General features: G+C 34.6%; 23 protein-coding genes and 1 riboswitch. Of the genes, 9 read left to right on the forward strand and 14 right to left on the reverse strand.

Going from position 1 to position 21,822, the window contains the following annotated elements; translation table 11 throughout:
* Positions 1-30 precede the first annotated feature (30 nt).
* Together IEW94_RS06150 and IEW94_RS06155 are read left to right on the forward strand one after the other, a co-directional pair.
* Positions 31-1,875 (forward strand): DEAD/DEAH box helicase, encoded by a 1,845-nt coding sequence (locus IEW94_RS06150; RefSeq protein ID WP_188651016.1) that lies wholly within the window; start codon positions 31-33, stop codon positions 1,873-1,875.
* A gap of 114 nt (positions 1,876-1,989) precedes the next feature.
* On the forward strand, positions 1,990-2,763 hold the full coding sequence (locus tag IEW94_RS06155; protein WP_188651018.1) for a carboxypeptidase-like regulatory domain-containing protein: 774 nt from the start codon (positions 1,990-1,992) through the stop codon (positions 2,761-2,763).
* A gap of 14 nt (positions 2,764-2,777) precedes the next feature.
* Here the strand turns inward: IEW94_RS06155 and IEW94_RS06160 are convergent, their stop codons facing one another.
* The gene (locus IEW94_RS06160) at positions 2,778-3,269 is read right to left on the reverse strand and encodes an SRPBCC family protein (protein ID WP_229669470.1); all 492 of its coding nucleotides are present in this window, start codon (positions 3,267-3,269) and stop codon (positions 2,778-2,780) included.
* 194 nt (positions 3,270-3,463) lie between these two features.
* Between IEW94_RS06160 and IEW94_RS06165 the strand changes: the two genes are divergently transcribed.
* Positions 3,464-4,141 carry an SIR2 family NAD-dependent protein deacylase gene (locus IEW94_RS06165; protein ID WP_188651022.1) on the forward strand — a complete coding sequence of 226 codons (678 nt, stop codon included), beginning with the start codon at positions 3,464-3,466 and terminating at the stop codon, positions 4,139-4,141.
* A 36-nt stretch (positions 4,142-4,177) separates the two neighbouring features.
* On the opposite strand, the gene IEW94_RS06170 is transcribed toward IEW94_RS06165, so the two are convergent.
* The 7 genes from IEW94_RS06170 to IEW94_RS06200 all read right to left on the reverse strand — a co-directional run bounded on the left by IEW94_RS06170 (position 4,178) and on the right by IEW94_RS06200 (position 9,609).
* A complete protein-coding gene (locus IEW94_RS06170; RefSeq protein ID WP_308423684.1) occupies positions 4,178-4,378 on the reverse strand; it encodes a helix-turn-helix transcriptional regulator in 201 nt (66 codons plus the stop codon).
* Positions 4,378-4,827 carry a hypothetical protein gene (locus IEW94_RS06175; protein WP_188651024.1) on the reverse strand — a complete coding sequence of 150 codons (450 nt, stop codon included), beginning with the start codon at positions 4,825-4,827 and terminating at the stop codon, positions 4,378-4,380. Before IEW94_RS06175 ends, IEW94_RS06170 begins: the two co-directional genes overlap by 1 nt.
* Positions 4,828-4,947: 120 nt before the next feature.
* Positions 4,948-5,556 carry a YkgJ family cysteine cluster protein gene (locus IEW94_RS06180; protein WP_188651025.1) on the reverse strand — a complete coding sequence of 203 codons (609 nt, stop codon included), beginning with the start codon at positions 5,554-5,556 and terminating at the stop codon, positions 4,948-4,950.
* A 101-nt stretch (positions 5,557-5,657) separates the two neighbouring features.
* Positions 5,658-7,223, reverse strand: coding sequence for a serine hydrolase (locus tag IEW94_RS06185; RefSeq protein WP_188651028.1), 1,566 nt, complete (start codon positions 7,221-7,223; stop codon positions 5,658-5,660).
* A 31-nt stretch (positions 7,224-7,254) separates the two neighbouring features.
* Positions 7,255-7,686: a DUF2846 domain-containing protein gene (locus IEW94_RS06190; protein WP_188651030.1), complete on the reverse strand. Its 432-nt coding sequence runs from the start codon at positions 7,684-7,686 to the stop codon at positions 7,255-7,257.
* A 162-nt stretch (positions 7,687-7,848) separates the two neighbouring features.
* On the reverse strand, positions 7,849-9,090 hold the full coding sequence (locus IEW94_RS06195; protein ID WP_188651032.1) for a glycosyltransferase family 4 protein: 1,242 nt from the start codon (positions 9,088-9,090) through the stop codon (positions 7,849-7,851).
* A 45-nt stretch (positions 9,091-9,135) separates the two neighbouring features.
* Entirely contained in the window at positions 9,136-9,609 is a 474-nt protein-coding gene (locus tag IEW94_RS06200) for a heme-binding domain-containing protein (protein ID WP_188651034.1), read from the reverse strand.
* Positions 9,610-9,646: 37 nt separating this feature from the next.
* Between IEW94_RS06200 and IEW94_RS06205 the strand changes: the two genes are divergently transcribed.
* Positions 9,647-10,216 carry a HEAT-like fold family protein gene (locus IEW94_RS06205; protein WP_188651036.1) on the forward strand — a complete coding sequence of 190 codons (570 nt, stop codon included), beginning with the start codon at positions 9,647-9,649 and terminating at the stop codon, positions 10,214-10,216.
* A 1-nt stretch (position 10,217) separates the two neighbouring features.
* Here IEW94_RS06205 and IEW94_RS06210 read toward each other — a convergent pair whose 3' ends face one another.
* Positions 10,218-11,198, reverse strand: a complete 981-nt coding sequence (locus IEW94_RS06210; RefSeq protein WP_188651038.1) for a DUF1028 domain-containing protein — start codon at positions 11,196-11,198, stop codon at positions 10,218-10,220.
* Positions 11,199-11,377: 179 nt separating this feature from the next.
* Here IEW94_RS06210 and purB point away from each other — a divergent pair, with 179 nt between their 5' ends.
* Complete coding sequence (gene purB, locus IEW94_RS06215; RefSeq protein ID WP_188651040.1) at positions 11,378-12,721, forward strand: adenylosuccinate lyase; 1,344 nt, start codon at positions 11,378-11,380, stop codon at positions 12,719-12,721.
* A gap of 246 nt (positions 12,722-12,967) precedes the next feature.
* Here purB and IEW94_RS06220 read toward each other — a convergent pair whose 3' ends face one another.
* Genes IEW94_RS06220 through IEW94_RS06235 form a run of 4 tightly spaced genes read right to left on the reverse strand, consistent with a single transcriptional unit; the run spans position 12,968 to position 15,124 of the window.
* A complete protein-coding gene (locus tag IEW94_RS06220; protein ID WP_188651042.1) occupies positions 12,968-13,513 on the reverse strand; it encodes a GFO_1091 family lipoprotein in 546 nt (181 codons plus the stop codon).
* A 26-nt stretch (positions 13,514-13,539) separates the two neighbouring features.
* Positions 13,540-14,100 carry a GFO_1090 family protein gene (locus IEW94_RS06225; RefSeq protein WP_188651043.1) on the reverse strand — a complete coding sequence of 187 codons (561 nt, stop codon included), beginning with the start codon at positions 14,098-14,100 and terminating at the stop codon, positions 13,540-13,542.
* 51 nt (positions 14,101-14,151) lie between these two features.
* Entirely contained in the window at positions 14,152-14,628 is a 477-nt protein-coding gene (locus IEW94_RS06230; RefSeq protein WP_188651045.1) for a PG0215 family putative anti-sigma factor, read from the reverse strand.
* Positions 14,615-15,124, reverse strand: coding sequence for a GFO_1088 family ECF-type sigma factor (locus IEW94_RS06235; RefSeq protein ID WP_188651046.1), 510 nt, complete (start codon positions 15,122-15,124; stop codon positions 14,615-14,617). The genes IEW94_RS06230 and IEW94_RS06235 overlap by 14 nt, the downstream gene beginning before the upstream one ends.
* 147 nt (positions 15,125-15,271) lie before the next feature.
* Here IEW94_RS06235 and IEW94_RS06240 point away from each other — a divergent pair, with 147 nt between their 5' ends.
* Positions 15,272-16,738: a GFO_1087 family putative carboxy terminal peptidase gene (locus IEW94_RS06240; protein ID WP_188651048.1), complete on the forward strand. Its 1,467-nt coding sequence runs from the start codon at positions 15,272-15,274 to the stop codon at positions 16,736-16,738.
* 61 nt (positions 16,739-16,799) lie between these two features.
* On the opposite strand, the gene IEW94_RS06245 is transcribed toward IEW94_RS06240, so the two are convergent.
* Positions 16,800-18,734, reverse strand: coding sequence for a TonB-dependent receptor plug domain-containing protein (locus IEW94_RS06245; RefSeq protein WP_188651050.1), 1,935 nt, complete (start codon positions 18,732-18,734; stop codon positions 16,800-16,802).
* Positions 18,735-18,800: 66 nt separating this feature from the next.
* Positions 18,801-19,073, reverse strand: a riboswitch (cobalamin riboswitch).
* Between the two features lie 279 nt (positions 19,074-19,352).
* Here IEW94_RS06245 and IEW94_RS06250 point away from each other — a divergent pair.
* From IEW94_RS06250 to IEW94_RS06260, 3 genes are all read left to right on the forward strand, one after another.
* Positions 19,353-19,847 carry a DUF6580 family putative transport protein gene (locus IEW94_RS06250; RefSeq protein WP_188651052.1) on the forward strand — a complete coding sequence of 165 codons (495 nt, stop codon included), beginning with the start codon at positions 19,353-19,355 and terminating at the stop codon, positions 19,845-19,847.
* 99 nt (positions 19,848-19,946) lie between these two features.
* Positions 19,947-21,257 (forward strand): DNA recombination protein RmuC, encoded by a 1,311-nt coding sequence (locus IEW94_RS06255; protein ID WP_188651054.1) that lies wholly within the window; start codon positions 19,947-19,949, stop codon positions 21,255-21,257.
* A gap of 10 nt (positions 21,258-21,267) precedes the next feature.
* Entirely contained in the window at positions 21,268-21,804 is a 537-nt protein-coding gene (locus IEW94_RS06260; protein ID WP_188651056.1) for an acyl-CoA thioesterase, read from the forward strand.
* The last annotated feature ends 18 nt before the right edge of the window (positions 21,805-21,822 follow it).

Below are 21,822 nucleotides of genomic sequence, written 5' to 3' on the forward strand. Positions count from 1 at the left end.
CACATAACAACATCGAATACTTACATACGAATGAACACATTCCAAGAATTGGGTCTTAATGAGGACCTATTGCACGCTATTACTGATTTAGGTTTTGAAACGCCCAGTGATGTACAGCTAAAAACCATCCCTATTTTATTAGAAAGAGAAACCGATTTGGTAGCTTTGGCACAAACCGGAACCGGCAAAACAGCGGCATTTGGTTTCCCCATGCTCCAAAAAATAAATATTGACAGTCGAACCACGCAAGGGCTTATTTTATCGCCAACCCGAGAACTTTGCTTGCAAATAACCAACGAAATAAAACTCTACGGAAAATACTGCAAAGGTCTTAATGCGGTTGCTATTTATGGTGGTTCTAGCATTACAGAACAAGCTAGAGATGTAAAAAAAGGCGCTCAAATTATTGTGGCCACACCTGGCCGAATGAAAGATATGATAAGCCGCAAGCTGGTTGATATCTCTAAAATTGAATATGCCGTTTTAGATGAAGCTGACGAAATGCTCAATATGGGCTTTTATGAAGATATTACTGATATCTTGTCATATACACCACAAGAAAAAAACACCTGGTTGTTTTCTGCAACCATGCCCAGGGAAGTGGCTTCCATTGCAAAAAAATTCATGCACAACCCAGTTGAGATTACTGTTGGGAATAAGAATGAAAGCACCAATCAAGTTAGTCATGAATATTACTTAATCAATTCAAGAGACCGATATGATGCCTTAAAACGTTTATCGGATGCTAATCCAGATATCTTTTCGGTAGTGTTTTGTAGAACCAAACGGGATACCCAAAAAGTTGCCGAGCAATTGATTGAAGATGGCTATAGCGCTGGCGCTTTACATGGCGATTTAAGCCAAAACCAGAGAGATTTGGTCATGAAATCCTTCAGAAACAAACAAATACAGATGTTGGTAGCTACTGATGTAGCGGCTCGTGGTATTGATGTTGATGACATTACCCATGTTGTAAATTACCAATTGCCTGATGAAATTGAAACCTACACCCACCGCAGTGGCCGTACAGGTCGTGCTGGAAAAACAGGTGTTTCCATGGTACTGGTTTCAAAAAGTGAGGTTAGAAAAATAAAAAGTATTGAGCGCATCATTAAAAAAGACTTCGTTAAAAAGGAGATTCCTGATGGCATGGAAATTTGCGAAGTGCAATTGATGTCTTTGGCCAATAAAATCCACAATACGGAAATCAACCATGAAATTGATAAATACTTGACCAGTATCAATGCATTGTTTGCCGATTCCAGTAAAGATGATTTGATTAAAAAATTCTTTTCTGTGGAATTTACCAGATTCTTCAACTATTATCAAAAATCCAAAAACCTAAATGTTTCTGAAAGTTCTAGAGATACCAGAGATGATGGTCGTGATTTTGGCGGAAATTCAAACTCTACACGGTACTTTATCAATGTAGGCAGTAAGGATGGATATGACTGGATGAGCCTTAAGGACTTTTTAAAAGAGGTTTTAGAGCTTGGTCAAGATGATGTGTTTAAAGTAGAAGTAAAAGATAGTTTCTCATTCTTCAATACCGAAAAAGAGCATCAAGAAAAGGTTTTGGCATTTTTTACCGACTTTAAATACAACGGTCGCTTTGTAAATGTTGAAATCTCACAAGATAGAGGTCGTGGCGGTAGTAAACGAAGTGGAAGACGTGATGATAGAAAAGGAGGCGACAGACGAGGTAGTGATAAACGTTCCAGTTCAAGAGGTGACAGACGAAGTTCTGGTTCTGATTCTGGAAACAGAAGTGAACGAAGACGTTCTGACAGTGCTCCAAAACCAAGACGTTCAGGCAGTTCAAATGCCAAATCATCTGCTTCTGGTTTTGACAGACCAAGACGCTCAAGACGCTAATATTTAAACCTCTTTGCTTTTGTCAAAGAGGTTTGTTAATTTTAAGACAAAAATATTGCATCGGCATAAAACTTGGTATTTTGTTTACTATTTTTATGCTCAATTAAAATCTCAATGAAAAAGTACCTTTTCCTCTTTACATGTATTGTATCAACTGTGTTCTGTTTTGCCCAAGAAAGCACAACCGTAAAGGGAGTGGTTATTAATAGTGCTGACGATACGCCACTTGAAAGTGTGAATATTGTTAACCTTAACCAGGTGGTTGGTACCTCAACCAATGACAAGGGCGAATTTGAAATTCGAGCAAAGGCCAATGATACCTTACATTTTTCATACTTAGGATTTAAGTCCATTAAGGTAAGGGTCACCAATGACTGGATAAAGTTTGGAAGTTCAAAAATTGAATTGACCGAGTTGGCTTTAGCCCTTGAGGAAGTTGTGGTGAACCAATTAAAACTTACTGGTTATCTTGAGGTTGATATCAAGCAAGTCCCCCTAAATAACAACAATTACAGATATAGTATTTCTGGATTACCAAGTACAGGTTACGAGGCCAGTTCGCCCAGTGCCATTACAAGAATCATGGGGTCTATATTTAATCCAGCTGACTTTTTACACAGAATGTTCGGTAAAAAACCAAATGAGCTGAGGAAACTGAAGAAAATGAAAGAAGATGATGAAATCCGGAATATACTTGCTTCGCGTTTTGACAGGGAAATGCTCACCGCATTATTGCAGGTAGACCGTGTTGACTTGGATGAGATTGTGAGCCAGTGCAATTACTCAAAAGGGTTTATTCAAACCGCTAATGATTTGCAAATTTTGGACGCTATCAGTGAATGCTATGAAGAATATAAATTATTGAGCAGAGGCAGAACCAACAAGTAATTTAAACCCAAAAACTATTTTTTTTCTAAAAGTAATTTTAAGTTAGATAGGCCTTCTTCAAAATCTTTTCCAACAGACTTTTCCATATTAAAAAACAGCATGAAAATACTTGAAGGGAATTTATTTTTTCCAAAAAAGCCCCAGGCTACTTTGGTTTGCATTTTTCCTAAATCTTCAACTACAAGAAACGCATTTGATGTAGACTTCCAAGGTTTATAAAACCGCAATTCAGTATCCATTCGCTTGTTGTTAACAATCGCTGTAATTTCTTGTTCACCTTCTCCCACATCACTGTTACCTTTCCATCTTGCTGTAAACCCTACTTCTCCATCGGTACCAACAAACTCTTGGCTCATTGTGGGATCTTTCTTTTTCCAAGGAGACCAATGATCTTGATTTTTCAGATATTTTAAATAGTTAAAAACTTCGGAGACCGGTTTGTCTATAATAATCTCTCTGCTTATTTCATAATACTTGGGTGATGAGATGGCTAGTATTACAATCATCCCAATAACTATAAGGAAGCCGAATAGAATAAGTAACATTTAAAATTTGGTTGTTAGTTAGAAAACTAAATTAGCAAATCTTTTTTGTATTCATTAAAAATCCTACAAAATATTTTTAAGGGATTACAATGGAATTTTGTAAAATGTATAATAACAACTTTTACAACTTGGTTTTAATTTGGTATTTTTAACACATGAAACACCTTGTTGTACTTACTGGCGCTGGCATGAGTGCAGAAAGTGGACTCAAAACTTTTAGAGATGCCGATGGTTTGTGGGAAGGTCATGATGTCAGGGAAGTGGCTTCGCCAGAAGGATTTGCCAAAAACCCTGAACTTGTTTTGGAATTTTATAACCAGCGTAGAAGACAGTTATTAGAGGTCAAACCCAATACTGCACATATTGATTTAGCCAACCTTGAAAACGAATTCAAGGTATCAATCATCACGCAAAACGTTGACGATTTACATGAACGTGCTGGCAGTAGCCATGTTGTTCATTTGCATGGCGAATTGCTCAAAGCTAGAAATATTGTTGATGAGCAATCTGTAATGGAATGGAACACGGATATTCATTTAGGTGATACTTGTCCAAAAGGCTATCAACTGCGCCCACACATTGTTTGGTTTGGTGAGGCCGTTCCAATGATAGACAAAGCCATTGATATTTGTATGACCGCTGATATGCTTCTGATAATTGGCACATCAATGCAAGTATACCCTGCCGCTAGTTTGCTGCATTATAGACCAGCAAACGCGCCCATTTTTTTTATTGACCCAAAACCAGCAATACAAAGCCAGCAACAAATAACTGTTATAGCTGAAAGCGCTACAGTTGGAATTAAACAATTTATTGAAATTGTAAAAAAGTAGCTGTTTTTAAAAGCGTCAATAACATAACACACCAAATTAATCATCTTCACTTAATTCAAAAAAGTCATTAACCGGCTTCTTAAATAGTTTAGATAATTTTAGTGCCAAAACCGTAGAAGGCACATATCTATTGGCTTCAATGGAATTTATGGTTTGCCTGGAAACACCTATTTTTTGGGCAAGTTCATCCTGGGTTATGTTTAAAATGGCACGTTCTATTTTTATTTTATTGTGCATTATCTATAACGTTTTAAGTTATGATAGAACATAAGTTGTATCATGAGCATAAAAAGCAACACTTGAAAATCGCCTAAATCTTTGTAAGCTTCCCCACCATTGTTCACAACATTTGAAACCCCAAATTCTACATAGGGCATGACTAAAGCATAAACAACACCCAGAACAAAAGCATACATATAAGATTGAGCTCTCAACTGAATAGTCATTTCATCTTCTATCTTATCTTTTGAAATGGACATGATTAACATCCCTACCAAAAGTGTTTTTTGAAATAATAATTTCAACCACTCTGTATCACTTACATGAAAAAAGCCTCTAACTACCATCCCTATCAGGGATAATCCTACAATAGCAATTCCAATTTTTAAAAATCTATTAGGTAATCTAAATTTAATTAGTTTAACAAAACGTTTTCGTTCACATTCAATAAAGCTTTCTTTATTCATAATTACATATTTTAAATTGACAAATATATTTTCTATTAAGAAAAATACTTTTTACATAATGACAAATATATTTTACATTTTATTATAAAACAAATTATGAATGCTTTTTTTTTAAATTGTTTATGACGCTTTTTTATACTTTCTGGGGAAAGGCCTATAGGTATAATAATGCAAAACTTCCTCAATGGCTACTTTTAAAGCTTGATTAATAGGAAGAATGGTATTACCAAGTTTAAAATCTATTTGGGAAAGTTTCATATAATAATCCGTGAAAATTGGAATATCCAAACCATTTCCAATGGCCACTTCGGCTCTATTGTAACTTGCGTTTTGATTCTCTTTTATAATCTTACAGGTTGCCAATCTAAGCTGGCCGAACTTGTCTTTTGTAGCCGCATAACCAAACAAACGGCAAATAAGTCCACGATATTTATAGTTCCCACAACTTCCACTATGGCTATCCAATAAGGAAAGCGGTTGATATATATAACAAATGGAATTGCCCCTGTTGTTTAGCTCTGCCAAAGTTATTTCAGCTTCTTTATTTAAAAACAACTGGAATGCCCAAGGCAAAAACTCCAATGGCGATGCTTCTACATCTGGTTTGGTGCAGCATTTTCCGCAGCCAGATATACAATGTAACGTTGTTTGTGATTGAAATTTAGAAATTTCGCTATCGAGGCAATCAAACAAATGTTCAATACGCCTCACTTTAGATTCTATGGACATGAATCCTTAAAAACCAAACTGAAATTTAGTGTTCATAAAGCATGGAATTTTCCGCAAATGTAATCTATTTAAGAATACAATTTATATCTAGATACTTCTTTTTAATCTTCTAAAACTCGTTTCAAATCCAAATCGTGAAAATCAAAACTAAAATCGATATTTGGAGAAATGCCTTTCATTTTAATGCTTTGTGCCAGACCGTTTTCATCTAATGAAAACATAGCAAAAGCATCACAATTCATATCTTGATATTCCCACTTTATAGCAAACGTGTTAGCGTTATAAAAATACATAGCGCCATTAAGTTTAGGTGAACGATAAGATTTTATCCAAAGTTGGTTCCCTTTCTTAAAAACCGCCATTTTCCCGAACCAACTATCTTCATAAACGCCAATATATTTTGATTCATCCACTTTTATTTTCTTATGGGCTTCTACGGTTTCCCATGTTTTTTTGGTTACCTCATCACCTTTTTCGGCTCTTGCTTTTAAAATCTGACTTAATTTGTCGGTCCAATGGAAATCGTCCAGTCCTAAATAACTGTCTTCAATAGTTGATGAAACGGCATAAAACAGTCCAGCACCACCAGGCTCTGTATTGGTTAGAACTACTACACCAAGATTAAGATCTGGAATCAACAGTGTTTTGCTTAACATACCTGGCAACCCTCCTGTATGAGATACTTCCATGTTGCCTTTTTTATCGGTTAATTGCCATCCCAAACCATATCCGGCAAAGTGTGAGTTGTATCGTGGGTTTCTACTGGCTTCTTGAACAGTATGAATCTTCCACATTTCACGTTGGCTCTCCTTTGTAAACAGCTGCTTTTCTAAACTATCACCATATTTCCCATTATTTAGCTGGACAAGCATCCACTGACAAATATCATCAACATTGGAATAAATGCCTCCGGCAGCACCATTGATCATTTCTTGATAATCTGGCAGTACTTTAAATTCGCCTGAATCTGCATTGTGTGGTGATGCCAAATTACTTTTGTCGGTCATATAATTTAAGGCCGGATAGCTGTTGTCCATTCCAAGAGGTTCAAAAATTCTTGTTTTAACAAACTCTTCCCAAGTCTTACCGCTCTCTCTGGCGATTAATTCACCAGCTACTAAATACAATAAATTATCATAATCCCATTTCGTTCTAAATGCAGATACTGGCTTAAATTTCTTGAAACTAGCCAATAAGTCGTCAATGGTAAAATCGGTTCCATCTGGAAAAAACATTAAATCACCCATACCAAGACCAAGACCGCTGCGGTGCGTTAACAAATCTTCTATATTAAAATTTTGCTGTACATAAGGGTTGTACATGGTAAATTCCGGAATATGGTCAACCACTTTGTCGGTCCATTTTAGTTTACCTTCTTCAACCAACATGGCCAATGCAGCCGTTGTGTATGCTTTACTGTTTGAAGCAATGGCAAAATTGGTATGTTCATTGACAGGCTCCTTTGTTATTGTGGATTTTACCCCAAATCCTTTTTCATAAATAATCTCACCATCCTTAACAATGGCAACTGCCGATCCTGCAACCTTAAAGGTTTCCATGGCATTACTTACTAAAGAATCAATTTGTTTGCTTGTGAGTTGTGCAAATAGTGCAACGTGCGAATAGATTAGAAATAGAGCAAAAAGAATCGTTTGTTTTGATTTCATAATAATTTATTTAACTGTCAACCTTATTCAACTAAAGACATTTATCATCCTCTTTAAGCTGGCTCATTTTTTGTACGGCAGTATTTTCAGTAACTTCCTCACAATAAACATTATTAATAAGGATTCCTGTTTCAAAAACTAATTGAACATAAGTTGTTTTACCTGGTTTCACATCAACTTCAAATTTTTCTGCTTTATCTTTTGATTTTTTCCCACCAAACTGAACTGAGCACCTATGAATACCCGGAGTGACCTCATGATATGAAAATCTTTTATTGTTTAGTTTACAAACAAATTGTTCGTCAATAAATGTTTTGAAAGCAGATGCAGATCCTTGAAAGCCTGTAGAGCGGATAAAACATATTTTACCGGTCTCACTTGCTGATGCATCTACCTGTTGAGCATTTAAATTAAAAGTTGCTGCAAAAAAGGAAAGTAACGAAACTAAAAAGATTTTTTTCATGGTTTAAGGTTTTAAGGATAACTAATATATGATTTTAAATAATCTCAATTTTTTATTGAATATCTCTTTTATATTAATTATGAAAAGTACAAAAAATCTTATCATTAAAAGAGGTGGATAAAAACTCTTATCTAAAAAATCAAGAAAAAAGAATACATGTTTTTATTCAATATTTTTATTTTTCTCCTCAATCCATTTACTCATAAACTTTGTGCTTTGCATAGTATGGTGCTTAAGCATTTGGCCTGTGAAGTTATCCAAACGATGAATACCAAGGTTGTTTTGAATGGCTGTTATCTTATATATAAAATCTGAAACAAAAAGGTTTTTGTCAAAACGTGCATTGATGACCTGAAAACCGTTTTTTTGCTTTCCATTCCAAAAAATCTTGTTTGTATAGAGTTCTATGGCCTTATTGGCAAATTCCTCAGCATCATCTGCTATAAACCCGTTTGGTTCAAAATTACCAAACATGCCTTCAGCCGCAATGGATGTCATAACACAAGGCGTTCCATTTGTCATGGCATCAATAAGTTTTCCTTTTAATCCGGCTCCAAATCGCAATGGCGCCAAGCAAACTTTTGCTTGTTGCATTACAGATTCCACATCATCTGCAAAACCTTTAATAACGAATCCTTCTTTTGCGTTGTTAAGTTGGTTTACTTTTTCTGAAGCGTAAGCCCCGTAAATATGTATCTGTGCCTTAGGCAATTTGTGTTTTATTAATGGCCAAATATTTTGTTTTAAAAATAAAACCGCATCATAATTAGGGGCATGCAAAAAATTACCAATGGTTATAAAGTGTTCCCTTTCCTTGAACTTGGTGAATTTTTTCTTACTCTCCATGCTAACCACCTCTGTTAAAAATGGTAAATAACATAACAGATGATCACTTACTTTAAATTGGTTTTTTAATATTTCGATTTCTTCTTCTGAAATAATCAAACTTAAATCACACCTATAAATACTGGCTATCTCACGTTTTGCTATATCATTGAACAAATATGATTTATCAAAAACAGCCTGATCTTTAAGCGCTTGTTCCCTGCCCTTTCTTAAACAATGCAAATCTTCTGTATCAAGAATTCTAAGTGCATTGGGACATTGTTCTTGTACGCGCCAACCAAATTGTTCTTCAACCATAAACCGATCAAAAAGAACAACATCAGGATTTAAATTCTTTACAAATGTGTCAAAACTAGAGTTGTTTAATTCAATGCTTACTTGATTAATTCCTAAAGTACTTAAATCAAACGCATTATTGGTCTTGGCACAGGCACTTGCAAATGTAATTTGATAATTGTTTAACAAAAAAACATCTATTAATTGTAGCATTCGGCTTCCTGCGGCAGAACTTTTGGGCTCAGGCCATACAAAACCTACAATCAATAGATGTTTCGCCATATATTTTTAAAAACTCAAACTTGACTATTGGCCAAGTTGCAAATGTTATTCGGGTTTAGGTTCCAAACTGTATTTCATTCTTACCTGTTTAGCCCAATCAGTAACCGCTTTTATTTGATCAGCAGAAAGTCTAGCGTCTGTATGTATCAATGTATATGAAGATAAAGGCATTTTTTGTTTTTCTACCAAACCAATAATACCCTTCATCTTTTTATCTTTACGTTTAGTTGAGTTTCCTACCCAATTGGAAAAATTAAGATGGTGCTTGCCTTCATTAATATGGTCTGCCAACCAATAATTAACTGGTGTAATATGGTTGTACCAAGGATAACGGGTAACATCACTGTGGCAGTCATAACAAGCCGTTTTTAATATGGCTTGCACGTTTGAAGGCGGATTGGTTTCTGCTAAAAATGGTTCAATGGAAGTCATATCCCCTGAATTTTTTTTAGGCCCAAAGAATTGTGCAACTACAAATAGCACCAATAAGATCAACAGGATTTTTTTAATTTTTTTCATACGTTTAATTTAAAAAATAAAAATAGTAAATTATCCCATGACTTTTAAGGAATTTTATGACACTTTAACATATGTTAATGCATCTAGAAACAGCCGACTAAAATATGCTGGATTAATATTAGATGATTTAAGTTTAATGCCTAATCTTGTTGAAATTATGTTTATGATAGACGACAAGGTTTCCTGCAAAGCTGCATGGATTTTTGAGTATGTCTGCACAGAAAACATATATGCCATTGTGCCTTTTTTAGATGAGTTTACCAATAATTTAAACAAAGTCCATTTTGATTCGGCCAAAAGACCCTTAGCTAAAGTTTGTGAAATGATAGCTACGGTAAATTACTCTGAACAGCCAAATCCAATAAGAAAAATGCTCTTATCAAAACATAAGGAACGTATTATTGAGGCCTGTTTTGATTGGATGATCAATGATGAAAAAACGGCGGTAAAAGCCTATGCCATGAGTACTTTATACCTTTTTGGACAAGATTATAAATGGATCCATCCTGAGCTTGCTCAACTATTGGAACACGATTATCCAAATCAAAGTGCCGGATTTAAAGCCAGGGCCAAACATATTTTGAAACAAATAAAAACAAAAAGATAGGTTATAAGGCCATCAGTTTTTGCAATTCGTCTTTAGAAATAATCAAAAGTTTGTTTTTAACAATTCTGGAGGTCAATGTTTTCCAGTTACTGTCTTTTTCAAAAACAGTTTTTAAAATAGGACGTGCTTTATCAAATTCTTTATTATTGAGCAGATTGATGGCATACCAATATTTCATTTCCAAATTATCAGGAAACATATTTTGAGCACTTAAATACAATTGTTCCGCTTGTTTTGAGTCGCCTGCTTCCATGGCTAGATCGCCCCGATTCATAAAATCATAAGCTTTGTGCAGTTTTACCAATCGTTCCAATTCTTTAACTGGTTTCTCATTGTCTTCAACCCGTAAATCCATCACAACATCTTCCCAAGAATTCCCAGTTGCTTGAGCCTTCACTATTAAAATGGCGGCAGACTGACTTCCCCTAATATCACCTTTTTCACCTTGAGCAGCTTTTAAAGCGGCTATCATTCTATCACTTAAATCGCCTTTAGTGGTTTCAAAAGCGTTTGCCATGGCATCCCAAACCGTATTATTGAGCATCATATTGGCCTGCGCAGAAAAATTTTTTCCTTGTCTATGTCCAGCAGCCTCAATACAAGAACTCCCCGTATGTGTGGCCACTTCGCCTTTGGTGTTTAAAAATGCCACTTGTCTGAACATTTCGCCATCATCATTTGCTAATAAGGCATCCAACGCTTGTTGAGGTGACAACCCCTGCTCCATCAAGGCCAATCCTTTAGGGCCATAACTGGGATTAACAAAAGATTGCGTAGCAACAACGCCTACACCTGCTTTTCCGTAAGTTACAACACTTCCTACACTAAACCAGTGAGATTGTACTGCAACACCAATATCCCCTGTTACAGAATCCCTCGCAACAATGGAAAATGTGTGGGCTAATGGTTCGGCTTTTTTATAAACTTGTGAAAACATGGCATTAGATATTATCAGGGCGGCAATTAAACAAAATGATTTCATTTTTTAGGATTTTATTTTTTTAGGATTCAAACGGGATTTTTCTACAACGATTTTATAAAACATTCTTACAAAATACTAATATAGCACAAAATTTACTGGTTAAAAATTCATAATCAGTAATTCGCAATTAGCCATGCAAATACTTATCTTTGCAAATTCTTAAAACAACATAACAACACATGTCATTATCCGAACTTAATGCCATCTCTCCTATTGACGGAAGATATAGAAACAAAGTTAATGCGTTAGCCGCTTATTTTTCTGAAGAAGCCCTTATCAAATATCGCGTATTGGTAGAAATTGAATATTTCATAGCACTTTGCGAAATCCCGCTACCTCAACTTAAAACGGTTTCAAAAAACAGTTTCAAGGATTTAAGATCCATTTATGAAGCGTTTTCTACTGAAGATGCGCTGGCCATTAAAAAAATTGAAGGCATTACCAACCATGATGTGAAAGCTGTTGAATATTTTATTAAAGAACAGTTTGATAAGTTGGGGCTTTCTGAATACAAGGAATTTATTCATTTTGGTTTAACATCCCAAGATATCAACAACACAGCTATTCCGCTAAGCATTAAAGACGCCATTGAACACGTTTACATTCCTGAATATAATAGTATTTATGATGCGTTAAAAAAACTATCCTCAGATTGGGCCCACATATCCATGCTAGCAAGAACCCACGGGCAACCGGCCTCTCCAACACGTTTAGGCAAGGAAATTGAGGTTTTTGTGGTCCGTTTAGAGCAACAGTTCGCATCATTAAAAAACATTCCAAATGCAGCCAAATTTGGTGGTGCAACAGGAAATTACAATGCACACCATGTTGCGTATCCAAGCATTGATTGGAAAGCTTTTGGAAGTGATTTTTTAAATAATAAACTGGGTTTGCATCATTCCTTTCCAACAACGCAAATTGAGCATTATGACCATATGGCTGCGCTGTTTGATAATTTAAAGCGCATCAACACCATTTTGATTGATTTGAACCGTGATATTTGGACTTATGTGTCCATGGATTATTTTAAGCAACGTATTAAAGCTGGGGAAGTTGGTAGTTCTGCCATGCCACACAAGGTGAATCCCATTGATTTTGAAAACAGCGAAGGAAACTTAGGTATTGCAAACGCCCTTTTTGAACATTTGTCAGGTAAATTACCCATATCCAGATTACAACGGGATTTAACCGATAGCACTGTATTACGAAATGTTGGTGTACCTTTTGGACATACGTTGATAGGCTTTAAATCCACCTTAAAAGGATTGAATAAATTATTGCTGAACGAAACTAAGTTTGCAGAAGATCTAGAGCGCAATTGGGCTGTGGTTGCAGAAGCCATTCAAACCATTTTAAGACGTGAAGGATATCCCAATCCGTATGAAGCCTTAAAAGGATTGACCCGAACCAACGAAACCATCAACCAAACATCTATTTCCAATTTTATTGCTACTTTAGACGTAACCGATGCAATAAAAGAAGAATTAAATCGTATTACACCAAGTAATTATACTGGAATTTAATATGCTATCAGATAAACAATCGTTAATACTCTGTGGTTTACTGGGAATTGGTATTTTTTCAACAGGAGTACTGGGGGTTTTAGATAATTTTATTACCAAAACGTTACTAACTATCCTTTTCTTGGTGATTGTTGTCAATTTAATTGTTGTTAATTCTAGAAAAAAAGAACACAAAGAATAAGACTCATATGTAATTAAAAAAGGCTTGCAGTTTTGCAAGCCTTTTTTAATTAATCACAATATTTTCTATTTTTTGAAGAAGTCCATAATACCACTAAGCTGGGATTCATCAATATCAGAATTTTTCATAGCATCAGCCAAAGTCACCATCTTCTCTGGGCTCATGTGATCTCCCAGTACACGAACAATTCCAAAGCCAATATCCTTAGAACTTGCAAACACCACAAATTCATCGGCGTTATCGTCATCGCCAAGATATTTCACAACAATTTTGGCCTTCTTGTCATTAAACTCCATAAGGTCGTTGTACTTTTTATCCTTAAGTATTGCTTTAACCTTGGCTAATTCAGCATTAAATGTCTCTACGTTGTTTTCATCCAATTTATAGCCCAAAAAGTTTAATCGTTTTACTGAGTTATAGGCTTCTTTTTGTGGTTCTGTCAATTTAGATTCGTCCAAATTGATAATAGAAACAGGAAGATCAATAGCTGTAAAGTTTCCAGACTCTTGATTATCCACAAAGTAACGTTGCAATGTTGGACCATCATTACAGCCTGTGAAAAGCAAGGCTGTAATAAAGGTCAATAATATAGATTTGAATGTTCGTTTCATGATTGATGGTTATTGGTTAAGGAGTACTATATTTTTTTCTCTAAATGTTCTCCGCCAGGGATGTTCATTTTCTCAGTAAGCTTAGAAATCTCATTAAGGTCAATATCGCCTGTTAGTGATACCACAACGGTTTGTATTTTTCTTACTTCACCATTAATTTCAACACCTTGTCCTTTCATGGCTTTATCAATGCCATTTACAAAGATCAACAGTTCTTTAACATGGTCTGAATCTTTTCCTTCTTTAACATAAAACTTCACTTCAGTGCCTTCATCTTTTACTTGCATCAATTCTTCTAAGGAACCTACTCTGGATTTTACCCATTTGGTGATATCGGCTGAAATGGCTGTATTATCGGTCACCAAAGTTTTAAAGCTGGTAATACTTTTTACCATATCCATATAGGCTTTGGCCTCTGGCTCATCTACGTTGATACCCATTTTGGCTATCATTTGAAACATTTTGGGTTTAATGGATACATAGGTAACATCTGAATTGTCACTATACTTATCAAAAACATCTTGTGCCATTGATACAGCTGGCAATAATAAGATTGCCATTACGAATACTACTAATTTCTTTTTCATTGTATTTGGTTTTAATTTATTTAACGGTTTCATTGTACTTAGTTGTTTTGGTTATTTAACTGGTTTAAAAATTATGTTTCTTGTATTTTCAATTGTGTTAAGGTACCCTAGTGTTGCGGTTCCTTTGTTCATTTCATCAAGGTATCCTACTGTAGAAACACCTTTATTGAACTGATTTGAGATCATGGCCAACGATTTTACAACTTCGTTATAGGCCATTTGTGGGTCTTGGTACGTTCCTAAATCATTTTTAGTATTTGATTTAAAATAAAACCCTATCATAAGAACGGCTACGGCTGCAACAGAAATCCATTTGTAATCAAAAATACGTCTGGTTTTTAATGGAACGTCTTTGGTAAACTGTTCTTGCTGATTTACTGAAAAGTAAGCAAACATAGGTTTGTACATTTCTAAATGGGGAGCAACGGTCTCTTGCGAAAAATAGTTTTTTAACTGTTGCTCTTCCTTTAAAGTAGTTTCTCCGTTTTCGTACTTTTCAAGTAATTTTTCTATATTATTTAATACCATAACTGTGTGTATTAGTTAATTTTTCTCGTATTGTTTTTCTGGCTCTTGATAAGGCTACCCGTACCGCTGTATTGTTCATATCAAGCATGTCGCATATCTCATCTAGTTCATATTGTTCTATATCTCTCAATTGAATTACCATTTTTTGTTGTTCTGGTAAATCAGCAATAATTCTTCCTACCCAATCCATACTATCTTTTAACTCCACTTCTTTTTGCAAAGACACGTTGTGATCTTGATAGTTGCTGTGCACAATTTTTAAATTTTGCGCTTGTTTTGATTTGAGTTTGTCCAAACAAAAATTCTTGGTCATGGTCATTGAAAATGCTTCAACATTTTTGTATTGCTCAAACTTTGACTTATTGTTCCATAATTTTATAAGAACTTCTTGTGTGGCATCTTCAGCTTCTTCTGTTGACACTAACAACCGTTTTGCTAAACGGAACACTTTATCTTTAAAAGGCATGACAATATTTAAAAACTCTGTCTGCGTCATTTTATGTTTTTGGTTTGGTTAAAAAGCTTTTTAGGCTGTTTGATATTACGACGAACCACTATCAATTTTGTTACAAAATATTTTTATAATAAAATAATGTGAGTAAATTTAACGTTTAAAGACCAAGTTTTAAATAACAATCCCCTTATGAAAAATTTAAAAGCCCTAATCGTTCTAATTGCCATATCGTTTTTAACCACTGGTTGTTTTAAAGATAGTGATGATAATCTTGTATCTGCAAATGAAATAAACGACTTTGTTTGGAAAGGCATGAACTCTTGGTATAACTGGCAAACACAAGTGCAAAACCTGAGCGACACCAAAGATGATGACTCTAATGCTTACAATATTTATTTAAATCAATATAGCTCTCCGCAAGATTTATTTAACAGTCTTATTTATCAAGAAGGGGTTGTTGATAGGTTTTCTTGGTTCATTGAAGATTATATTCAACAAGAACAAGAATTTCAAGGCATATCCAAAACCTTTGGAATGCGCTATCAAGCTGTTCAAATAAACAATACAGGTGATGTTATTTTGTATGTAAGATATGTTTCTGATAATTCTCCTGCCAGTGATGCCAACATTAAACGAGGCGATATTATTAGTGCGTTGGATGGCACTTCATTAAACACCTCAAACTTTGATCAAGTAATTGGGAACCTATATAATGACACCACGACTTTTTCCTTTTCACAAGAAAGTGGTGGTTCCTTGACATTTGTTGAAGACAAAACACTTACTTCTAGCGTTGTATATGAAAACCCAGTGTATCTGGCCAAAGTATTTCCTGATATTAATGGCAAAAAAGTAGGCTATTTGGTCTATAATGGATTTGTTTCGTCATACAATGATGAGTTAAATACTGCTTTTGCTACCTTTAAAAGTGAAAATATAGACGAACTGATACTTGATTTACGATTAAATGGCGGTGGTTCTGTTGAAACCTCTTCCTATTTAGCAAGCATGATTTATGCTGATGCAGCCCAAGGGAAATTCGCAGATTTGAAATTCAACTCCAAACATAGTAATGAAAATGGTTCTTACAATTTCAGCAATACCTTGAATGTATACAATACAGACAATTTAAAAACCGGAGAGGAAACTATCAATAGATTAACCTCGCTTAGCAAGCTCTATGTACTAACATCTGGTAGTACCGCTTCAGCAAGTGAAATGATCATCAATGGGCTAAAAGCATATATCCCTGTTAAGCTTATAGGAACAACAACCTATGGAAAAAACGTGGGTTCTATCACATTATATGATTCTCCATCAACAGATTTTACAGACAGGGCATCGGCCAATCCCAGCCACACCAATGCCATGCAACCTATTGTATTTCAAATTTTCAACAAAAACGGTGAGAGTGATTACACACAAGGGTTTGCACCGGATACCGAAATCAAGGAATATGAATATTGGAACAACATCCTGCCGTTTGGTGATGAAAACGAAGTGGTTTTAAAAGCTGCCCTTGACGACATAAGGGGTATCACTTCAAAAACAGCAAGCATAAAAAAAGTAGCAGGTTCGAAAAGCTTAAAGCCAATAGTTACCAAGAAATTTGAACAAGAAATGTATATAGATAAGCGCTTTTTTAACAAAAACTAAATTTATCTATATTTAAAACAAAAGAGCTGTGGCGTCTATATATGGACAGCTCTTTGTTTTTTTACAAATTTATATTCAATCCTAAACTTACATTCCTACCGCGTGTGGAATAGCCATATAGCTCCTGATAATCTTCATTTAAAATATTGGTCACATTGGCAAACAACATCAGCTTATTCTTGATTAATTTATGACTGATGTAAAAATCAAAAAGATTGTATGATTTTAAATTAATATCATCATTCTGGTAGGTTGATGGATTATAAACAGAATCCGTTCGGTCATCATTAAATTGATAAGACATGCTTAAAAAAATTGATTCAGAAAGATCATATAACAACAAAGCATTTACCTTGAACTTTGGAATTCTTAAATTTAATTTATCATCAACTTTGGTATAGGTGGCATTTCCTTTAAATTTCAACTGCTTTAAAATATTGAAATCTGTAGTAAACTCAACACCTCTAGCAGTAAATGAATTATCCACATTTTGATACTGGTATACATAATTACCAATATCCACAAAATCAATAAAATTGGTTTCTTTTCTGGTAAAATATACCATACTAAAGGTTGCCTTGTTTTTTAAATGAACCTCAGTCCCTACTTCAATAGTGGCATTATCTTCTGGTTTTAAATTAGTATTTCCATAGGTTGGTTCAAATAATTGATAAAGCGATGGTGTGATATAGGCCGTGCTGTAACTTGCCAACCCTTTGATATAACCGAAACCAAAGTCTTTTTTAAAGGACGGGTTCAAACTATAAACCCAGTGCGAACCATACTCAGAATGGTTATTTAAACGCACACCGGCATTCAAGTTTAATCCAAAATCTGAAATATAAACCATGTTGGCATACGGATCAATAATGGTGAATTTGGCATCATCAGGATTGATACTTTGTTCAAAATCTGAACTTCCATACGGAATAGAAAAACTCTCCATGGTATTATCTTGAGCATTTATACCTAAAACCGTATAAAATGTATTATTAAAATGATATCTATTAAATGCATCTGCAACAAAACTTTTAGCTTTATAAATTGCTGGATAACTTGAACTGATATCTCGTTTTATATTATTGTAAGCGGTATTTAAAATGATGCTGCCTTTTTTGTATGTGAATTCAGAAGACATTCCAAAACGATGCTGATTGGTCTCAGAAACATCTTGTATTTCTGGACCCGAATAGGTGTCGTCAAAATCAGCTTTAAAATCATCAAAACTAGCGTAAACATGTGTTTTAAAGTTTTTTGAAAATTGATAGCCTAATTTCAAATTTCCATTTATAGCATCATAGGTATCTTTATCTGTTTCAATTGAAGATAAGGAAGATAACCCATCTGTGAATTGATTTCCGAAACTGGCTAAATAGCTAAACTTTTTTAAAGTGCCATTTACAGACACTGAATTTCTAAAATCCTGTACATAATAAGCATTATCGTGTTGCGATTGATTAGTACCTAAAACACTTCTAAAATTGGCAGAAATTGGTTTTTTGGAAGCCTTTTTCAATGTAACATTAATAACGGCAGTGGCGGCACCAGAACCATATAATGTACCGGAAGCCCCTTTTAAAATCTCAATATTGTCCACTTGATCTGCATTCAATAAACGCAAATCATAATCGTTTGAGATTTGTGAGGCATCAAATAATGGCACACCATCAATCAACACCAAAACCTGACGATTCCGTCCGCCTCTTATATAATAATTCAGGTTTTGCCCTGCATAACTTTTAGTACCGTTAATTTCAATTCCAACGGTTGAATTAATAATTTCTGCAATTGATTTTCCTTGCTGGTGCTGTAAGTCTGCTTGTGTAATTTTGGTAATTACCTTACCAGAGTTTTCACGTTTTAAGTTGAATTTTGAGTCGGTAATGACTACCTCATCCAATTGTTGCACAGTTGTAGAATCAGCTTGCTGTTGCGCCAAGCCACATACTGATATACCGAAACACAGTATACCAAAAACAGTTGTTTTTTTGTTCATTTAATTACGAATTGCTCGAGAATCGCATGTGTTATCATACGCAAACTTTTATCCCGAAAGTTTAACTTATTTGTTTTGAAAATGGCAGGTCTCCTGACTTGCGTCTTCATGTTGGTCTTCCCAGAAAAAATTTCCAGTGACATTGAAGGTAACATGAAGCTTATTAGCTTACAGTTGCGGGAACAGTTCAAGAATGAAGAGTAACGAATCTTGATTTTTGATTTCAGAATTTTTATTCAAAATTCGTTAATCGTTAATCATCAATCGCCAATCTTTTCACTTGATTCCCTTTTAATCCATTCACAAAAAATGAATGAAACCAAATTTCAGTGCGAAAGTAAATATTACTTTTAAAAGAATGATATACTAATCACTTTTTTTTGGTCATTTTATACATTAAATATATAAACCCAACTAAAAAATGAAGAATGATAACACCCGCCACAATGTATAGCGTAACATTGGAATTGTCTCTCATAATTAAAATTTAATTCTAATTTAAAGCCTATTTTTATGTTATAAGGAAACAAATGTTACATTAATATGTTTTAAATCTTGTTTTACAAACATCATTTGTTTTTTAATTATTATTTTTGGCATATCATTTAAACCAATATTATGAATTCATTATTAAGCAAAAAACAAATTATCATTAGTTCATTTATTCTGATGGCGTTCCTATTTCGCTTAATCCCACATATACCGAATGTAACGCCCATTACTGCGGTGGCCCTTTTTTCTGGGGTTTATTTCACTAATAAAAAATATGCGTTTATCATTCCTATGGCTGCTATGTTTCTATCCGATCTTGTTTTAGGATTTTCAAGCATTTCGTTATTTGTATATGCCGCTTTCATATTGGTTGGTTACATAGGCATTGCTTCAAAAAAAATGAGCATAAAAACCATTTTGTTGAGCAGCATCAGTTTCTTTGTTATTACCAATTTTGGCGTATGGTTATTAGCATATCCTAAATCACTAAATGGTTTAATGGAGTGCTACACATTGGCCATTCCGTTTTTTAGAAACTCATTAATTGGAGATTTTGTTTTTTCCGGAGTCTTGTATTACGGCTTTGAGTTTGTATCAAGAAAATATTTAAAAACAGCTTAGTTTTAAATATATAAACCCTTAATAAAAAAACGCTTTTATAGCGTTTTTTTTATTTTTTAAACTGTAATTTTATGCGTAATCAATAATTCGATTAACTCAATGACAGACATTATTATTCTTATTGTAGCCATCGTTTTTTCCGTAGGGATTACTACATACATTCTAAAACTTAAAAGCAAGAGCGAACAAAGTTCCTTACAAGAGCGTTTAAATCAAGCACATATAGCTAATGACGATTTAAAGCAGAGTTTAAACAAAGTGGAACTTGACCGTGATAAAATACGTGAGGAAAAAGAATTGTTACTATCTGAACTAGCAAGAACCAATGCCGATTTTGATAATTTGAAACAAAAAAATGACGAGCAAAAAGCAGAGGTAGAAAAACTGCAGGAAAAATTCACAAAGGAATTTGAAAATCTTGCCAATAAAATTTTAGATGAAAAATCAAACAAGTTCACAACACAGAACAAAGAAAATCTTGACGCCATTTTAAAACCACTTCAAGAGAAGATTCAACATTTTGAAAAGCGTGTAGAGGAAACCAATAAAGAAGATATTACCCGCAGTGCCGATTTGCGCAGGCAAATTATTGGTTTAAAAGAGCTCAACGAACAAATGAGCAAAGAGACCACAAACTTAACCAAGGCACTTAAGGGTGATACCAAAATGCAAGGAAATTGGGGAGAATTAGTTTTAGAGCGTGTGTTGGAACGAAGTGGTCTTCAAAAAGACAGAGAATATTTTGTGCAGCAAAGCTTTTCCACCGAAGAAGGTAAACGAGTTATGCCCGATGTGATCATTCATCTGCCGGGTGACAAAAAACTGATTGTGGATTCCAAAGTGTCACTTGTTGCCTATGAACGCTATATCAATGAAATAGATGATACTGAAAAACCGTCCCATTTAAAGAATCATGTCATTTCAGTAAAAAAACGCGTCAGTGAATTGGGCGAAAAAAACTACCATCAATTGTATGAAATGGAAAGTCCCGATTTTGTATTGTTGTTTATCCCCATAGAATCAGCCTTTGCAATAGCCTCAATGGAATATCCTAATTTATATTCGGATGCCTTTGAAAAAAATATTATCATAGTCACGCCTACCACATTATTGGCCGTATTAAAGACCATTGATAGCATGTGGCAAAATGAAAAGCAGAAGGAAAATGCCATTGAAATTGCTACCCAGGCAGGAAGATTATATGATTCTTTTGTGAATCTTACAGAAGAATTGATAAAAGTTGGCAACCAAATAGGCACTGTCCAAAAATCATACGAAAGTGCTATGGTTAAACTTACCGGTAAAGGAAACCTGATCAAACGCGTAGAAAACTTAAAAACCTTAGGCGCCAAGGCCAGCAAGCAACAAAACCAAAAACTACTAAAACGAGCTCAAGAAGGAGAGTCATAAAATTACACCTATGTTTAAAACCATTGAAGAATCGCAAGTAACCATTACGCAACTCATGCTTCCGTCCCACTCCAATTTTAGTGGTAAAATACACGGAGGGTTTATATTAAGCCTCATGGATCAAATTGCATTTGCTTGCGCTTCAAGACATTCTAGAAACTATTGTGTAACAGCTTCAGTAAATAAAGTGGATTTTTTAAATCCCATTGAAGTTGGGGAACTTGTAACCTTGAAAGCCTCTGTAAACTATACGGGCAGAACATCCATGGTCATTGGGGTAAGAGTGGAATCTGAAAACATTCAAACTGGCGAAAAAAAGCACTGTAACTCCTCTTATTTTACCATGGTTGCAAAAGACGAAAACGGTAAAAACGTGTCTGTTCCAGGTATTATTTTAAACAATAAAAATAAAATTCGCAGATTTGCCCGAAGTATTGCCAGACAAGAACAAGCCAAAAATAGAACAACAGCTTTTAAAACTTCGGAGTTTAAAATGGAGGAATACCTTGATGCTATCAAAAAACAAAATGCTTTGATTGAATTATGATCAACAAAAAAAGCCACT

This window comes from Yeosuana aromativorans (genome assembly GCF_014646655.1).
Lineage (GTDB): Bacteria > Bacteroidota > Bacteroidia > Flavobacteriales > Flavobacteriaceae > Yeosuana > Yeosuana aromativorans.

Excerpts from the sequence above, each read along its gene's own strand:
- IEW94_RS06150 (WP_188651016.1), top strand. The coding sequence starts at position 31 with ATGAACACATTCCAAGAATTGGGTCTTAATGAGGACCTATTGCACGCT.
- IEW94_RS06155 (WP_188651018.1), top strand. The coding sequence starts at position 1,990 with ATGAAAAAGTACCTTTTCCTCTTTACATGTATTGTATCAACTGTGTTC.
- IEW94_RS06160 (WP_229669470.1), bottom strand. The coding sequence starts at position 3,269 with ATGATTGTAATACTAGCCATCTCATCACCCAAGTATTATGAAATAAGC.
- IEW94_RS06165 (WP_188651022.1), top strand. The coding sequence starts at position 3,464 with ATGAAACACCTTGTTGTACTTACTGGCGCTGGCATGAGTGCAGAAAGT.
- IEW94_RS06170 (WP_308423684.1), bottom strand. The coding sequence starts at position 4,378 with ATGCACAATAAAATAAAAATAGAACGTGCCATTTTAAACATAACCCAG.
- IEW94_RS06175 (WP_188651024.1), bottom strand. The coding sequence starts at position 4,827 with ATGAATAAAGAAAGCTTTATTGAATGTGAACGAAAACGTTTTGTTAAA.
- IEW94_RS06180 (WP_188651025.1), bottom strand. The coding sequence starts at position 5,556 with ATGTCCATAGAATCTAAAGTGAGGCGTATTGAACATTTGTTTGATTGC.
- IEW94_RS06185 (WP_188651028.1), bottom strand. The coding sequence starts at position 7,223 with ATGAAATCAAAACAAACGATTCTTTTTGCTCTATTTCTAATCTATTCG.
- IEW94_RS06190 (WP_188651030.1), bottom strand. The coding sequence starts at position 7,686 with ATGAAAAAAATCTTTTTAGTTTCGTTACTTTCCTTTTTTGCAGCAACT.
- IEW94_RS06195 (WP_188651032.1), bottom strand. The coding sequence starts at position 9,090 with ATGGCGAAACATCTATTGATTGTAGGTTTTGTATGGCCTGAGCCCAAA.
- IEW94_RS06200 (WP_188651034.1), bottom strand. The coding sequence starts at position 9,609 with ATGAAAAAAATTAAAAAAATCCTGTTGATCTTATTGGTGCTATTTGTA.
- IEW94_RS06205 (WP_188651036.1), top strand. The coding sequence starts at position 9,647 with ATGACTTTTAAGGAATTTTATGACACTTTAACATATGTTAATGCATCT.
- IEW94_RS06210 (WP_188651038.1), bottom strand. The coding sequence starts at position 11,198 with ATGAAATCATTTTGTTTAATTGCCGCCCTGATAATATCTAATGCCATG.
- purB (WP_188651040.1), top strand. The coding sequence starts at position 11,378 with ATGTCATTATCCGAACTTAATGCCATCTCTCCTATTGACGGAAGATAT.
- IEW94_RS06220 (WP_188651042.1), bottom strand. The coding sequence starts at position 13,513 with ATGAAACGAACATTCAAATCTATATTATTGACCTTTATTACAGCCTTG.
- IEW94_RS06225 (WP_188651043.1), bottom strand. The coding sequence starts at position 14,100 with ATGAAAAAGAAATTAGTAGTATTCGTAATGGCAATCTTATTATTGCCA.
- IEW94_RS06230 (WP_188651045.1), bottom strand. The coding sequence starts at position 14,628 with ATGGTATTAAATAATATAGAAAAATTACTTGAAAAGTACGAAAACGGA.
- IEW94_RS06235 (WP_188651046.1), bottom strand. The coding sequence starts at position 15,124 with ATGACGCAGACAGAGTTTTTAAATATTGTCATGCCTTTTAAAGATAAA.
- IEW94_RS06240 (WP_188651048.1), top strand. The coding sequence starts at position 15,272 with ATGAAAAATTTAAAAGCCCTAATCGTTCTAATTGCCATATCGTTTTTA.
- IEW94_RS06245 (WP_188651050.1), bottom strand. The coding sequence starts at position 18,734 with ATGAACAAAAAAACAACTGTTTTTGGTATACTGTGTTTCGGTATATCA.
- IEW94_RS06250 (WP_188651052.1), top strand. The coding sequence starts at position 19,353 with ATGAATTCATTATTAAGCAAAAAACAAATTATCATTAGTTCATTTATT.
- IEW94_RS06255 (WP_188651054.1), top strand. The coding sequence starts at position 19,947 with ATGACAGACATTATTATTCTTATTGTAGCCATCGTTTTTTCCGTAGGG.
- IEW94_RS06260 (WP_188651056.1), top strand. The coding sequence starts at position 21,268 with ATGTTTAAAACCATTGAAGAATCGCAAGTAACCATTACGCAACTCATG.